This window comes from Pararobbsia silviterrae (assembly GCF_003628125.1).
In the GTDB taxonomy this organism is placed as follows: domain Bacteria; phylum Pseudomonadota; class Gammaproteobacteria; order Burkholderiales; family Burkholderiaceae; genus Pararobbsia; species Pararobbsia silviterrae.
Genome location: NZ_RBZU01000017.1, coordinates 25585 through 40445, shown reverse-complemented (window position 1 = coordinate 40445; position 14861 = coordinate 25585). Strand labels below are relative to the sequence as shown.

Below are 14861 nucleotides of genomic sequence, written 5' to 3'. Positions count from 1 at the left end.
GTCACGTCACGATGGATCAGTACGCGGCGGCTCGCGCAGCGCTCGACAAAAAGCAACTGGGCGCGGCCGAGCGAGGCTTCAACGCGATTCTCAAGACGTCGCCGCGTCATATTCCGGCGATGCGCGGCCTCGCGATCGTGCGCTTCATGCAGAAGCGTGTTCCGGATGCGCTCGCGCTCGTGCGCAAGGCCATCGATGCCGATCCGGCCGATGTCGAAAGCCATCTGCAGCTCGCCGAGTTTCAGCTTGCCCTCAAGAAGCTCGACGAGGCGCTCGCGATCGTCGAGCGCGCGTGCGACGCGCACGTCGATTCGCTGATCGCGTGGGCGACGCTCGTGCGCCTCTATCGATTGCAAGGCCGCGAAGACGAGATGGAGTCGCGCATGCTGCGCGCGCTCGACGCGAATCCGGACGCTGTCGAGCTCATGTTTCATATCGGCAATATGTACGGCAAGACCGGCGACCACGAGCGCGCGCGCGCGATGTTCGACCGGCTGCTGGCCGTGCGGCCCGATCATGTCGAAGGGCGTCTGCAGTTTGCGAATTCGCTCTACTTCCTCAAGCGTTACGACGCCGCGTTCGAACAGTACGAAGCCGTGCTGCGCCTCGATGCGAGCCGGCATTTCGCGTGGTCGCAGATGGGCAACGTCCGGCTCGCGCAGAAGCGCTTTCCCGAGGCGCTGATCGCGTTCCAGCAGGCGCTCGAAGTCGAACCGAAGTCGTATGACGCGCTGATCGGCGCGGGCGCCACGCTCTGGTCGCTCGATCATCTCGACGAAGCGATGACGTTCGCGCGCGCGGCGCTCGAAGTCAGTCCGCGCGGCGTGGCGGCGTTCAACAACATCGGCCAGGTCATGGCGGCGCGCAAGGACGACGCGAACGCGATCGCCATGTTCGACCGCGTGCACGAGATCGAGCCCGATTCGACGATCGACGCGAAGATCTCGGCCGCCGTGTCGTGTCTGCGGCTCGGCCGCTACGCCGAGGGATGGCGTCGCTACGAGAGCCGCATCCCGCTCGACGGCGCGCCGGTCGTCGAGCGCGCGCGCTATGCGGGCGCGCGGCGCTGGAACGGCGAGGATCTGTCGGGCAAGACCTTGCTGATCGTCCCCGAGCAGGGCATCGGCGACACGATCCAATTCAGCCGTTTCGTGCCGATGGTCGTGCAAGCGACGCGCGGCCGCGTCGTGTTCGCCGTCAACGCGCCGTTGTTCGCGCTGTTCGAGGACAAGGCGCGCGAGTGGGGGCCGGCGGGCAATCTCACGCTCGTCACGCACAAGGATGCGCTGCCGCCGTGCGACTACTTCGTTCCGCTGATGAGCCTGCCGCTGATTCTGGGCACGCGCGTCGAGACGATTCCTTCGGCGCCGCGCTATCTGTCGGCGCCCGAGCGCTACCGCGCGAAGTGGCAGACCGCGCTGCCCGATCGCGGCCGGCTGCGGATCGGTCTCGCGTGGGCCGGCAATCCGAACCACGTGAACGACCGCAACCGGTCGATGCCGATCCGGTTCCTCGCGCCGCTCGTCAGCGACGCGTCGGTCGACTGGTGCGTGATCCAGCCGGGGCTGACCGAATTCGATCAGCGTTCGCTCGCGACGGTCCCGCACGTGCTCAATGCCGGACCGCATCTGCAGGACTTCGGCGACACGGCCGCGTTGCTCGACGTGCTCGATGTCGTCGTCGCGGTCGATACGTCGGTCGCGCACCTCGCGGGCGCGCTCGGCCGGCCGCTGTTCCTGCTGCTGCCGTGGGCCGCCGAATGGCGCTGGTTCCATGACCGGACCGATACGCCGTGGTACCCGAGCGCGCGGTTGTTCCGCCAGCCGTCGCTCGGCGATTGGGAAGCCGTCGTCGACGACGTGCAGAAAGCCTTGATCGATTTCGCGCGCGCGAAAGCGGCGCGGACCGCTGCACCCCCCATCCAGCTCGGCCACGATTTCATCGTGCAGTGAGTCGCCGCGCGGCGCATCCGTGCGCGCTGCGCGCGCAGATCGCCGTTCTCACCTTACATCCTCCTGTCCGGCCGGATTCGCGGCTGCGCGCGCGCCGGTGCGTGCGCCTGTGTGCGCGCGACCTCATTCGCCTCGCGCGCAATGCGCGCCACCGCACATAGCGAGCGGGGACTCACGTTCGAAGCCACGTCTCGTAAGGGATATGTGAGCCATCGCACCGATTCGCGACCGACGATCCCTTCTAATGCAATCCAACCGTCGACGTGAGCCCGTAAGCGGACGTCGACGGCCGGAGCCGATTCAACGCGCAACCACGATACCTAGATCTCGTTGCCGCCCGCGCGGCATCGGCCTGTTCCAGGACCAGTCTTGCAAGGGGACCTTTGATGAATACCGCACCTCGCTACGTTACGTTGCGGCGAATCCTGTCCGAGTCGGCGCGGCTCGATGTGCCGGTCGACCAGATCGGCGATGCCAGCGACCTCTATGAGCACGGCCTTTCGTCGCTCGCGACCGTCCAGATCATGCTCGCGGTCGAAGATGCGTTCGATATCGAGATCCCCGACGCGATGCTGACGCGCAAGCTGTTCCAGTCGATCGATTCTCTTGCGGCGGCCGTCTCCGAGCTGTCCGCGAATGGAGCCGAAGTATGAGCGCGCTGACCGCCGCCGCATCCGACGCGGCTGAACTTCGCGACGCGCAGTCCGGCGCCGCCGCCGATCCGCTCGCGAGCGCGATCGCGCGCGAAGGCGAGACGGAATTCGCCGCGCTCGAAGCCGCCGCGCGCGCCGCCGCGCAGGTCGCGGCCGCGCATGCCGACGACGTCGACCGCGTCGCGCGATTCCCGTCCGAAGCACTTGCCGCGTTGCGCGAACAGCGCCTGCTCGGCGCGATGGTGCCGCGCGCGTTCGGCGGCCACGGCGCCTCGTTGCGCTGCATCGCACAGATCTGCGAGACGCTCGCGCAGTCGTGCGCCTCGACCGCGATGATCTACGCGATGCATCAGATCCAGGTCGCGTGCCTGCTCGAACATGCGCCGAGCGACGCATGGCATCAGCAGTTGCTCGAACGCCTGACCGCCGAGCAATTGCTGCTCGCGTCGGCGACCTCCGAGGACACCGTCGGCGGCAATCTGCGCAACAGTGCGTGCGCGGTGCAGGCCGAGGGCGAGGGGTTCGCGCTTGAAAAGCTCGCCTCGACGATTTCGTACGGCGCGTATGCCGACGGCATTCTCGTGACGGCGCGCCGCAATGCCGACGCGCCGGCGTCGGACCAGGTGCTCATCACGGTGCTGACGTCCGACTACACGCTCGAGCGCCGCAGCGGCTGGGATTCGCTCGGCATGCGCGGCACGTGCAGCGAAGCGTTCAAGCTCATCGCGCGCGGCGTGACCGAACAAGTGCTGCCGACGCCGTTCGCCGAGATCGCGGACCGCACGATGCTGCCCGTCTCGCACGTGCTCTGGGCCGCGGTCTGGATCGGCATCTCGGCCAACGCGGTCGATCGCGCGAAGCAGTACTTCCGCATGCAGGCCAAGGCGAAGCCGGGCGCGCTGCCGCCGGGCGGCACGCGGCTGGCCGAATCGGTCGGCTTGCTGCAGCTCATGCATGCGCGCCTGACGATGTCGCTCGACAGCTATGCGCAGGCGCGGCGCAGCGAAACGATCAGCGAATCGATGGCCGAAACCATGGCGTTCGCCTCGGACATGAACCTGCTCAAGACGAGCCTGTCGACGACCGCGCTCGCGATCGTCGGCCAGGTCCTCATGATCTGCGGCATGGCCGGCTACAAGAACGGCACGCCGTTCAGCGTCGGCCGCCATCTGCGCGACCTCCATTCGGCGCCGCTCATGATCAACAACGACCGCATCGCGGCCAACACCGCGAGCCTGTTGCTTGCGCAACGCTCCACGACGTTGAGGTTCTAAATGTCCGAAACCAAACTTCCGCTCGACGATGCGCAGCACGCCGATTCCGCCCGCGCGCTCGCCGATGTGCTCGAACGCGTCTCGGCGCGGACCTTCCGCGACGAACTCATCGACGCGGGTCTGCTGATCCCGACCGGCGTCGATGGCCTCTACGGCCGCAGCGAAGTCTTCGAGAGCGTCGTCGAAGGCATCAATCAGCTCGTTACACGCATGGGCGCGGATCAGAACGCCGAGGTCATGCGTTTTCCGCCCGCGATGAACCGCGCCGATTTCGAGGACAGCGAGTATCTGAAGAGTTTCCCGAATCTCGCGGGCACGGTGCACAGCTTCTGCGGCGGCGATCGCGAGCACCATCGGCTGCTCAAGTGCCTCGAAGACGGCGAAGACTGGATGGGCGACCAGAAGCCCACGCGCGTCGTGCTGACGCCGGCGGCGTGTTATCCGTGCTATCCGGTCGTCGCCAAGCGCGGTCCCTTGCCGGCCGAGGGCCGCACGGTCGATGTGTATTCGTATTGCTTCCGGCACGAGCCGTCGCTCGATCCCGCGCGCATGCAGATGTTCCGGATGCGCGAGTACGTGCGCATGGGCACGCCCGCGCAGATCGTCGCGTTTCGTCAGATGTGGATCGAGCGCGGCAAGCAGCTCGTCGAGACGCTCGCGTTGCCGCATTGGATCGATCTCGCGAACGACCCGTTCTTCGGCCGCGGCGGCAAGATCGTCGCGGACAGCCAGCGCGCGCAGGAGCTCAAGTTCGAGCTGCTGATCCCGATCGAGAGCGAGGAGAAGCCCACGGCCTGCCTGAGCTTCAACTACCACATGGATCATTTCGGCGAGATCTGGAAGTTCCGCACCGAAGACGGCGAGATCGCCCATACGGGCTGCGTGGGCTTCGGCATGGAGCGCACCACGCTCGCGATGTTCCGCCATCACGGTCTGGACGTCGCGCAGTGGCCCGCGAGCGTGCGCGAAGCGCTCTGGGGCGCCCGATGAACACCGTGGCGGTCGGCGCGGGCGCGGATCTCGGCGCGGCCGCGGGCGAACGGCCCGCTGCCGCGGGCCTGCATGCCGTCGAGCGCGGCTGGCAGGAGACGAACTGCTACGTCGACCTCTGGTTGAGCCTGCTCGCGGCGCGCGGCTGCGAGGCGCGCGCGGGTCTCGCGTTCACGGTCACGCAGGACTTCGAGGGCGACCAGTTCACGTTCTTCAAGTTTCCGCTGTACGACCTCGATCGCCTTTACGGCGTCAGCGTCCAGGAACTCGCGATCTACGACGCGCTCGACGAGCACGTCGAGCAGCAAGTCGCGCGCGGCCATACGGTCCTGGTCGAAATGGACGCGTTCTATTTGCCCGACACGCGCGCGACGTCCTACCGGCGCGGTCACACGAAAACGACGATCGGCATCGATCGGATCGATCGCGCGGGCGCGCGGCTCGGCTATTTCCATAACGCCGGCTACTTCACGTTGGACGGAGAAGACTATGCAGGTGTATTTCGCAAGACCGACGCGTTGCGGGCCGACCCCGATCTGCTGTTCCCGTACGTCGAGTTCGTCAAGCAGACGCGCGCCGCGCTCACGGGCGAGGCATTGGCGCACGCCTCGCTCATACGTTTGCGCGAGCATCTGGCGGCCCGTCCAGCCGCCAATCCGATAAGCGCGTTCCGCGCGGCGTTTCCCGCGCATCTGGACACGCTGATCGCGCGCGGCGAGGCGTACTTCCATCTGTACGCGTTCAACACGCTGCGGCAGCTCGGGGCCAATTTCGAACTGCTCGGCCTGTATCTCGGCTGGCTCGCGCAAACGGGCGTCGAGACCGCGCCTTCGATCGGCGCGGCGTGCGCGACGATCGCGAGCGAGGCGAAAGTGCTCCAGTTCCGGATCGCGCGCGCGATGGCGCGCCGGCGGCCGGACGCCTGCAACGAGTGCTTCGATTTGCTGGAGCGCGCCTACGAAGACGGGGTGCCGGCGCTGGCCGGCGCGCTCGACGTCACGAGAAGTTGAGGAGAGGACAGCCGAGGCTGACCTGTATTCGGGGGAGAGGGCGGATGACAGTCGCCAATCACGACGGAGCGTCCAAACGCTGGCGCGCTCGCCTGCGTGTCGCGGCCCGCGCGGCGGGCCACACGCGTATGACCACACCGCCGGCGGCGCTCGCGACGATCGAGTCCGGCGTACCCGGGACCGCGGGGTTCGACGCGCGGTCGCATGCGGCTTCGGCCGCCCAGGCCATCGCCGCTCAGGCGGACGCGGAGGGCACGCTCGACGTCGTCGAGCCGCTGGCCGATTCGAACACGCCCGAAGCGGAATGGCGCGCGGTCAGTGCGGTTCGCGATCCGGCCGTCCATGGCATGCCGATTCACGCGGGCGTTGCGCTCGATCAAGGGTGGACCGTGCTCGGTACCGACGCCGGCGCGTACCGGAGTCCCGCCGAGCTGCCGTTCGGCGCGCCGCACGCGGCCGACTGGCTTGCCGCGCGCGTGCCCGGCACCGTCGCGCAGGCGCTGCGCGACGCGGGGCGCTGGGCCGACGGCGCGCCGCTCGCGCACGACGATCCCGATACGCATGACTGGTGGTATCGCACCGAATTTCAGGGCGCGGGCGCGCGCGTGTTGCGCTGCGAAGGACTCGCGACGCTCGCGGAAGTCTGGGTCGACGGCACGCTGCGTCATCAATCGCGCTCGATGTTCGTCGCCCACGAAATCGAACTCGACCTCGGCGACGATCCCGCCGCGCGCCATACGCTGCATCTCGTGTTCCGCGCGCTTCAGGGACCCGCGCTGCGCCGTCAGCGCTGGCGCCAGAAGCTCGTCGCGGCCGCCGCCTTGCGCGGCGTGCGCGGCGCGGCGCTCGGGCGCATGCCGGGCTGGTGCGCGCCGGTGCCCGCGGTCGGTCCGTGGCGCGCGGTCACGCTCGTCGATCCGCGCGAGCAATGGATCTCGCATGTCGACGTCGAAACACGCGTCGTCGGCGCGGACGGCTTCGTCAGTGTGCGCATCGAAGTGCGCGCGCCGCGTCTCGCGCGCCAGGCCTGCACGGGCGGCAAGCGGCAGGACGCGGGGGCATTCGTCTCGATGGTCTGCGGCGATCAGCGCGGCGCGATGCATCGCGCCGACGCGAACGTGTTCGAAGGCGAGCTCCGTATGCCGTCGGTGCAGCTCTGGTGGCCGCACACGCATGGCGAGACCGTCCTGCACGATCTGTCGGTCGAAATCGGCGGCGGGCGTTTCGATCTCGGGCGCGTCGGCTTCCGGACCGTCGAAGCCGATCACGGCGCCGACGGCGCGGGCTTCGCGCTCGTCGTCAACGGCGTGCGCGTGTTCTGCCGCGGCGCATGCTGGACCGCGGCCGATCTCGTCGCGCTGCCCGCGACGCGCGAGGCGTACGAGCCCTGGCTGCGCGCCGCGCGCGACGCGCATATGAACATGATCCGGATCGCGGGCGTCATGACGTACGAGGCGAACCCGTTCTTCGATCTCTGCGACGAACTCGGCATCCTCGTCTGGCAGGACATGATGTTCGCGAACTTCGACTACCCGGCCGACGACGCCGCGTTTTCGCAGGACGTCGGCGCGGAAGTCGAACATCTGCTGCTGCGCACGCAGACCAACCCGTCGCTCGCGGTGATCTGCGGCGGCAGCGAGGTCGCGCAGCAGGCCGCGATGTTCGGCGTTCCGGCACGCGACGCGATGCCCGAATTCTTCACGGAGCGGCTGCCGTCGCTCGTCGCGCGCTATCGGCCCGATCTCGTCTACGTACCCAATTCGCCGAGTGGCGGCGACCTGCCGTTCCAGCCAGACACGTCGGTTGCGCACTACTACGGCGTCGGCGCCTACCGCCGGGGCTTCGACGACATCCGGCGCTCGTGCGTGCGCTTCGCGTCGGAATGTCTCGCGTTGTCGAACGTGCCCGCGGAAGAATCGCTCGCGGTGCTGATGCCGGGCGTCGCGCCCGGCAGCGCGGCGTGGCGCGTGGGCGTGCCGCGCGACAACGGCGCGGATTGGGATTTCGAGGACGTGCGCGACCACTACGTCGAGGCGCTCTACGGACTCGATCCGCGCACGCTGCGCGAGACCGATCCGACGCGCTATCTCGACGCGGGCCGCGCAGTCAGCGTCGATCTCGTGACCGAAGTGTTCAGCGAATGGCGGCGTCACGGCTCGGCCTGCGCGGGCGGGCTCGTCTGGCAGCTTCAGGATTTGCGGCAGGGCGCGGGATGGGGCGTGCTCGGCGTCGACGCACGGCCGAAGGCCGCGTGGTACGCGATGCGCCAGATGTTCAAGCCTATCCAGTTGCTGATTACCGACGAAGGCCTCAACGGGCTCCATCTGCACGTGGTCAACGATCGGCCCGTCGCGTTGCGCGCGCGGCTCGAACTCGCGAGCCTGCGCAACGGCGAGACGCCGCTCCTGCAGGCCGGCGTCGATATCGACGTCGCTGCGCATTCGACGCAACGCATCACGGCGTCGGCCATCGTCGGACGCTTTTTCGATTTCACGTATGCGTACCGGTTCGGTCCGCGCGAGCACGACGTCACGATCGCGACGCTCTGGGACCGGCGCACGCACGTCGTGCTCGATGAGGCCTCGCATCTGCCCGAGCGCACGCTCGGCGAGCCGGTCGACGTCGGCCTGGCCGCGCGACTCGAACGCGATGCGACGCATTCCGACTGGGTCCTCGTCGTCAGCGCGCGCCGTTTCGCGCGCTGCGTCCAGATCGTCGATCCGCACTATGTCGCGGAAGACAACTTCTTCTCGCTGGCGCCGGGCCGCGAGCGCCGCGTGCGGCTCGCGACGCGCGATCCCGCCGCCGACGCGCCCGACGGTTCGGTGCGCGCGCTCAACGGCGCGCAGCATCGTGTTTTTCGAGGTGAACGATGAATCCGATCGTTTTCGATGGGTGTTTGGGCTGGCTCCATGACGCACCCGGCACACGCGGCGTGGTGCTCTGCAATCCGCTCGGCCACGAGGCCATGTGGGCGCACAAGTCGTTGCGCAGGCTCGCGTGCCAGCTCGCGCGCAACGGCATGCCCACGCTGCGCTTCGACTATCACGGCACCGGCGATTCGGCGGGGGCGGACAGCGACGCGGCGCGGCTCGAAATGTGGATCGGCAATATCGTCGCCGCGACGCGCAAGCTGCGCGAAACGACGGGCGTGCGCGATGTCGTGCTCGTCGGCTTGCGTTTCGGCGCGACGCTCGCGGCGCTCGCGAGTCAGGTGCTGCAGGGCGACGAATCGCTCGCGGGGCTCGTGCTGCTCGCGCCGGCCGTGTCGGGGCGCACGTATTTGCGCGAAATGAAGGCGCTCTACAAGAACTGGCGCGCCGTCGTCGACGTCGACGACGAGCCCGGTCAAGGCGAAGCGTTTCAGGACGTGCTCGGACACCGGTTCTATCGCGAGACGCTCGACCCGATCTCGTCGATCAGCCTGAACGGCACGTCGAGCCGTCCGGCGCCGCGCGTGCTGATCCTCGATCCGTTCGGCCGCGAAGGCGAACGGCTCGCGGCGCGCTATATCGAGCTCGGCGCCGACGTCGAGCTGCGGCCGTTCCCCGAATACGCGGACCTGATGGTCGAAGCCATCTATAGCGCGGACCCGCGCGCCGCGTTCGACGACGTCGCGCTCTGGCTCCAGCAGAACGTCCCCGAGCACCACGCGGCCGCGCGTATCGAATCCTTGCCCGCGCGGATTTTCGCGCAGGACGCGCGCGAGACGCCGCTGCGCATCGATGGCGTGGACGGGACGGACGAACGCGAACTGTTCGGCGTGCTCTGCGAGCCGGTTTCGACCGTACGGCGCGGGCCGCTCGTCGTGATCGTCAACACGGGCGCGAACCTGCATACGGGCGACGGGCGGCTTGCCGTCGTGTTCGCGCGCCGGCTCGCGGCGCAGGGCGTCGCGTCCGTGCGCCTCGATATCAGCGGAATCGGCGAGACGCCGTCCTCGGGCTGGGTCGACAGCCAGTCGCCGCTTTACAGCGCGCGCGCGATCGGCGACGTCTGCGAGGCGACGCGATGGCTGTCCTCGCACGGGTTTCCGAGCATCGCGTTGTTCGGCATCTGCTCGGGCGCGTATCTGAGTCTCCATGCGGCCGCGATGTCGCCGCATGTCGACGGCGTGCTCGCCGTCAACGTCCAGCGTTTCATCTGGGGCGCCGACGAAACGCTCGAACAGGCCATGAGCAAGCAGGGGCAGTCGATGCAGCTCTATATGCGTTCGGCGCGCAAGCTCAATAAGTGGGTCAACGTGCTGCGCGGGCGCAGCCACGTTCGCGCGAAGCTCAAGACCATCGCGCATCGGTTCGCGCGGCGCGGCGCGATCGCGACGGCGAATCTCGCGCACGATCTCACGCGGCTCGAATTCGGCCGCTCGGGGCGCGCGCAGGCGCTCGTCTCGCATCTGAACCGCAAGGGCGTCGAGGTCCGGCTCGTTTACGGTTCGTTCAATCGCGGGCTCGAGGAACTGAGTACCTACTTCGGTCAGGGAGGCCGCCGGCTCGAGCGGTACGACCATATCGAGGTCGCGCGGATCGACAAACTCGATCATTCGCTCGTCTCGCGCACCGGGCGAGAGAAAGTGTTTGCCTACGCCGAACAGTTCTTCGCCGAATTCGATGGCGTGCCCCAACACGCCGACCGTGACGCGTCGGCATGGCGTGCCGGCGAACGCGCCAAATTCGCGCTCTGAAACGACCCGGCTCGACGATCGACGAAGCAAGACGGCCGCGCGCGCGTCGCAGGTTTGCGACACGCGCGCGGCCGTTTTTCGCTTCATGACGTCCGTGTGTCTAGCACGAGAAAAATCCGCGCGCCAGCGCCGCGAGGCCCTCGATCTGTACCCAAAGCGCGCACCTATCGAGCAGTGTGCGCAAGCGAACACAAAGAACGATTAAGAATTTCACTCACACTGCAGTGAACAAATTTGCATCGTTTTTCACGCGGCGTTTTATCGGGTGTTCCCGACTTGCGCTTCGCCTTACCTTGCGTTTCGTGATTCAAAACGCCTTTTCGGACAATGGTTTGGCGTGCATTGCTCACGATGAGCGTGTGGCGCGCGCCGACCGTCGAGTGCGTTTCGCGTCGCTCGATGCGCAACATCGCTGAAGCGTTCAAGACCCGTTCCTCTGTCTCGCGATTCAGTTTTGAAACATTTTTTGCCCATGTCTCGCCGAGCACGATGCTGCAGGGCAGCGCACGCGCGTAAACACCGTGCTGCGCGTGTCATGGCACGGGAATCGCTAATGGAATCGCAACAACAACGTGACCGATGGGACTGTGCGAGACAAGCGCGGCGCATCGGCCTGAATACATCCACGGCCAATTCGGGAACTGCGATGATCCAACTACGAGGCGATGTTCGCGAGAACCACCTTCTCGCTGCTTTACCCACGGAAGAATGGCAGAAGTTTGCTCACCAGCTTGAGATCGTGAGACTCCAGCGCGGTCAGGTCCTTTCGGATCACGGTGAGAAAATCACCAATCTGTACTTTCCGACGACGGCCATCGTGTCGTTGATGTACACGATGGAGAACGGCGGTTCCGTCGAAATCGCGGCGGTCGGCAACGAGGGCGTGGTCGGCGTCCCCGTGCTGACGGGCGGCGAAACGATGCCGAGCCGCGCGCAAGTGCATAGTGCGGGTTTTGCCTACAAGATCAGTGCGCATGCGTTCAAACAGCACTTCATGCAGTCGCAGTTCATGCATCGCCTGATGCTGCTCTATATGCAAGCGTTGATGACACAGATTGCGCAGACAGCCGCCTGCAATCGTCATCACGCGCTGGCGCGCCAACTGTGCCGCTGGCTGCTGCTTGCAGTGGACCGCCTGTCGACGAACGAGCTGACCGTCACGCAGGAGACCATTGCGAACATGCTCGGCGTGCGCCGCGAGGGCGTCACCGAAGCCGCGGGCAAGCTTCAGGAAGCGGGTCTCATCCATCACAGCCGCGGGCACATCACCGTGCTCGATCGCTCGGGTCTCGAAGAAAAGGCCTGCGAGTGCTACGGCATCGTCAAGCGCGAGTTCGATCGCCTTCTGCCGCGATACGAACGTCCTCAGTACATGAACTGAGGTCCTCCTTCGGGCTTTAAAGGACCGCGCGCGGCGCGCGCGGTCCGCGACAAGGATTCGCCATGATTGGATTGACCGCGCGCGCGACCGACGTGCTGATCGTCGCATTGTCGGCGCTGTTGGCTCATTGGCTGCGTTTCGGCATCGGCGGCGTGTTCGCATGGAACGATGCCGACACGCTGCTCGTCGCATTCGACTGCGCCCTCGTACTCATTATTTTTCCGGCCTGCGGCGTCTATCAGTCGTGGCGCGGCAAGTCGCTGTCGTCGCTCGCGTGGCGCATCGTCGGCGCCTGGCTCGTCTCGACGAGCGTCGCGCTGATGCTGTTGTTCTCGCTGCACCGGAGCGATATTTCGCGGCTCTGGTTCGGCACGATGACGCTCTGCGCGCTCGTCGGGCTCGTCGGCGCGAAGCTGCTCGTGTATCAACTGCTGCGCCGCGTGCGCCGCACCGGACGCAATCAGCGGCGCGTTGCCGTGGTCGGTTCCGAGAGTCATAGCCGCACGATCATCAATCATCTGCGCGATACGCCGCAGGCGGGTTTTCAGCCCGCGATGATCTATGAACCCGAGGACGACGAAACGCTTGTCGATCTGCCGCGCGGCGAAGCGGCGACGGTGTCGGGCATCCCGGTCTTCCATGATTTCGGCGGGCTCGTGCGCAAGGTCCGCGAGACGCATATCGACGAGATCTGGCTCGCGGTGCCGATGTCGAACGAGCGGCTGCTGCTGCGCTTCATGCGCGAGTTCCGCGACGACTTCGTGAACCTGCGCTTCATGCCCGACACACGAAGCCTTTCCTTGTATGCGCACTCGCTCGTCGAGATCCTCGGCATGCCGACGATCAATCTCGCGGCCGCTCCCGTCAGCGATCTCGAGATGTGGCCCAAGCGCGTATTCGACCGGTTCTTCGCGCTTGCCGTGCTGCTGGCGCTGCTGCCCGTGATGATCGCGATCGCTATCGCGGTCAAGCTCTCGTCGCCGGGTCCCGTGCTGTTCCGTCAGCATCGCAAGGGCGTCGACGGGCATCCGTTCGAGATCCTCAAGTTCCGCACGATGCGCGTGCATCGCGAAGCCGAAGGACGTCTGACCCAGGCCGGGCGCGCCGACAAGCGCGTCACGCGTGTCGGCGCGTTCTTGCGGCGCACGAGTCTCGACGAGTTGCCGCAGTTCATCAATGTGCTGCTCGGCCAGATGTCGGTCGTCGGCCCGCGTCCGCATGCGATCGAGCACGACGATCTCTACAAGAATCTCGTGGACGGCTACATGTTCCGTTATCGGATCAAGCCGGGCATTACGGGCTGGGCGCAGATCAACGGCTATCGCGGCGAGACGTCGCGCGTCGAGAAGATGGAAGCGCGCGTGAAGTTCGACTTGTTCTACATCCAGAACTGGTCGTTCTGGTTCGACATCAAGATCGTCGTCATGACGCTGTTCAAGGGCTTCATGAGCCGCAACGCGTATTGATGACCGATTGCCGAGCCGCGCGCGGCAATGCGTTGGTTCGCGACCGAACCGACACGCGTCGAGCGCTGCGCCATTGTATGAACCATGGTGCACGACTGTGTGGATAGCAGCCGTCGAGCGCGCCCGAATCAAGGGCGGTACAGATCACGCGACGGGGCCAACCCAATGAGCCGACCGGCATCGCAAGACGATGCCGCGCGAACAGGCTGAATGATCCGCGATCCCTTCCCGGGAACGGCGGCACCGACGGAGAGACTGGATGAAGATCTCGGTGCTCGTGCCGACCTTTCGTCGACCTGACGATCTCGAACGCTGCCTCGCCGCGCTGGGTGCGCAGACGCGTCGCGCCGACGAAGTCGTCGTCGTCGCGCGCCGCGAGGACGCGCCGACGGTCGCGGCCCTCGAGCGCTGGATCGCGGTCAAGGCCGTGCACGGACTGCGCGTGGCATGGGTCGACGAACCCGGTCAGGTCGCGGCGAACAACTGCGGGCTGCGCGCGGCGCACGGCGAGCTGATCCTGATCACCGACGACGACGCGGCGCCGTATCGCGACTGGGTCGAGCGCATCGAGGCGCATTTCGCGCGCGATCCGCAGCTCGGCGGCGTCGGCGGCCGCGATCTGGTCCATGAGCGCGGCGCGCTGCTCACGGGCGACGCGCGCAAGGTCGGCTTGCTGAGCTGGTATGGCCGCGTGACGGGCAACCATCACATCGGCAGCGGCGCGCCGCGGGATGTGCAGATTTTGAAGGGCGCCAACATGGCGTGGCGGCGCGATGCGATCGAGGGATTGCGGTTCGATACGCGACTGCTCGGCGCGGGCGCGCAGGTCCATAACGACCTGGCGTTTTCGCTCGCGGTGCACAAGCGCGGCTGGAAGCTGCTGTACGACCCGATGGTGCGGGTCGATCACTTTCCGGCCGAGCGCGCGGACGACGACAAGCGGTTCGTACTCAACGCGAGCGCGTATTTCAACGCGGCCTACAACTACCGCTTCGTGATGCGCGAGCACCTGAGCGGACCCGGCCGTATCGCGTTCGTCGCGTTCTGCAGTCTCGTCGGCACGCGTGCCGATCCGGGCCTCGCGCGCGCGGCGTTGCTCGCATTGCAGGGACAAGGCTGGACACAGTCGTTTTACAAGGTATGGATCAGCGCGCGGGCGACCTGGGCGGTCTTCGGCGAAGCGGACCGCGGGCGGGGACCGGCGGCTCACCATGCCTGAATGAATCGGGCCGCCGGGGGCCGGCGGCATGGGCGGGACGCGCGGTCGGGGAAAGGCGGCGTACCTGAAACAGGCGCAACGAACGGATCGGCGGATCAGACGGAACACGCAGGCAAGTCGGCGTGGCGAAGCAGGCGGTGGGGAAGGCGGGAACGGCGGGAGCGGCCCGAAGGCGGGCCGCGAGTGTCCACGTGCTCCATTCAAACAACCATAAAGACCAGGACCAGGACGG

General features: G+C 66.8%; 11 protein-coding genes. 10 read left to right on the top strand and 1 reads right to left on the bottom strand.

All coding sequences use genetic code 11. The features are described 5' to 3' along the window. Positions 1 to 11: 11 nt before the first annotated feature. From D7S86_RS26140 to D7S86_RS26105, 7 genes are all read left to right on the top strand, one after another. Positions 12 to 1952, top strand: a complete 1941-nt coding sequence (locus D7S86_RS26140) for a tetratricopeptide repeat protein (RefSeq protein ID WP_121090928.1) — start codon at positions 12 to 14, stop codon at positions 1950 to 1952. 386 nt (positions 1953 to 2338) lie between these two features. Continuing rightward, positions 2339 to 2605 (top strand): acyl carrier protein, encoded by a 267-nt coding sequence (locus tag D7S86_RS26135; protein WP_121090926.1) that lies wholly within the window; start codon positions 2339 to 2341, stop codon positions 2603 to 2605. Beyond that, positions 2602 to 3879 carry an acyl-CoA dehydrogenase family protein gene (locus D7S86_RS26130; RefSeq protein WP_121090924.1) on the top strand — a complete coding sequence of 426 codons (1278 nt, stop codon included), beginning with the start codon at positions 2602 to 2604 and terminating at the stop codon, positions 3877 to 3879. The genes D7S86_RS26135 and D7S86_RS26130 overlap by 4 nt, the downstream gene beginning before the upstream one ends. After that, positions 3880 to 4869: an amino acid--[acyl-carrier-protein] ligase gene (locus D7S86_RS26125; RefSeq protein WP_121090922.1), complete on the top strand. Its 990-nt coding sequence runs from the start codon at positions 3880 to 3882 to the stop codon at positions 4867 to 4869. Further along, positions 4866 to 5879 (top strand): DUF1839 family protein, encoded by a 1014-nt coding sequence (locus D7S86_RS26120; protein ID WP_121090920.1) that lies wholly within the window; start codon positions 4866 to 4868, stop codon positions 5877 to 5879. The genes D7S86_RS26125 and D7S86_RS26120 overlap by 4 nt, the downstream gene beginning before the upstream one ends. Before the next feature lie 128 nt (positions 5880 to 6007). Then, a complete protein-coding gene (locus tag D7S86_RS26110) occupies positions 6008 to 8755 on the top strand; it encodes a glycosyl hydrolase 2 galactose-binding domain-containing protein (protein ID WP_158602094.1) in 2748 nt (915 codons plus the stop codon). Continuing rightward, the gene (locus D7S86_RS26105; protein WP_121090915.1) at positions 8752 to 10563 is read left to right on the top strand and encodes a serine aminopeptidase domain-containing protein; all 1812 of its coding nucleotides are present in this window, start codon (positions 8752 to 8754) and stop codon (positions 10561 to 10563) included. The genes D7S86_RS26110 and D7S86_RS26105 overlap by 4 nt, the downstream gene beginning before the upstream one ends. Positions 10564 to 10727: 164 nt before the next feature. Here D7S86_RS26105 and D7S86_RS29305 read toward each other — a convergent pair whose 3' ends face one another. After that, a complete protein-coding gene (locus tag D7S86_RS29305; RefSeq protein WP_147432481.1) occupies positions 10728 to 10988 on the bottom strand; it encodes a hypothetical protein in 261 nt (86 codons plus the stop codon). Positions 10989 to 11209: 221 nt separating this feature from the next. On the opposite strand from D7S86_RS29305, the gene D7S86_RS26095 reads away from it, so the two are divergent. The 3 genes from D7S86_RS26095 (at position 11210) to D7S86_RS26085 (ending at position 14629) form a co-directional block, all read left to right on the top strand. Then, positions 11210 to 11944, top strand: coding sequence for a Crp/Fnr family transcriptional regulator (locus D7S86_RS26095; RefSeq protein WP_121090911.1), 735 nt, complete (start codon positions 11210 to 11212; stop codon positions 11942 to 11944). 62 nt (positions 11945 to 12006) lie between these two features. Next, entirely contained in the window at positions 12007 to 13410 is a 1404-nt protein-coding gene (locus D7S86_RS26090) for an undecaprenyl-phosphate glucose phosphotransferase (RefSeq protein ID WP_121090909.1), read from the top strand. 259 nt (positions 13411 to 13669) lie between these two features. Further along, positions 13670 to 14629, top strand: coding sequence for a glycosyltransferase family 2 protein (locus D7S86_RS26085; RefSeq protein ID WP_121090908.1), 960 nt, complete (start codon positions 13670 to 13672; stop codon positions 14627 to 14629). Positions 14630 to 14861 lie beyond the last annotated feature (232 nt).

What these genes read in the sequence shown, in the direction of transcription:
- D7S86_RS26095 (WP_121090911.1), top strand. Translation starts at nt 11,210, where the DNA reads ATGATCCAACTACGAGGCGATGTTCGCGAGAACCACCTTCTCGCTGCT.
- D7S86_RS26140 (WP_121090928.1), top strand. Translation starts at nt 12, where the DNA reads ATGGATCAGTACGCGGCGGCTCGCGCAGCGCTCGACAAAAAGCAACTG.
- D7S86_RS26090 (WP_121090909.1), top strand. Translation starts at nt 12,007, where the DNA reads ATGATTGGATTGACCGCGCGCGCGACCGACGTGCTGATCGTCGCATTG.
- D7S86_RS26135 (WP_121090926.1), top strand. Translation starts at nt 2,339, where the DNA reads ATGAATACCGCACCTCGCTACGTTACGTTGCGGCGAATCCTGTCCGAG.
- D7S86_RS26130 (WP_121090924.1), top strand. Translation starts at nt 2,602, where the DNA reads ATGAGCGCGCTGACCGCCGCCGCATCCGACGCGGCTGAACTTCGCGAC.
- D7S86_RS26085 (WP_121090908.1), top strand. Translation starts at nt 13,670, where the DNA reads ATGAAGATCTCGGTGCTCGTGCCGACCTTTCGTCGACCTGACGATCTC.
- D7S86_RS26110 (WP_158602094.1), top strand. Translation starts at nt 6,008, where the DNA reads ATGACCACACCGCCGGCGGCGCTCGCGACGATCGAGTCCGGCGTACCC.
- D7S86_RS26120 (WP_121090920.1), top strand. Translation starts at nt 4,866, where the DNA reads ATGAACACCGTGGCGGTCGGCGCGGGCGCGGATCTCGGCGCGGCCGCG.
- D7S86_RS26105 (WP_121090915.1), top strand. Translation starts at nt 8,752, where the DNA reads ATGAATCCGATCGTTTTCGATGGGTGTTTGGGCTGGCTCCATGACGCA.
- D7S86_RS26125 (WP_121090922.1), top strand. Translation starts at nt 3,880, where the DNA reads ATGTCCGAAACCAAACTTCCGCTCGACGATGCGCAGCACGCCGATTCC.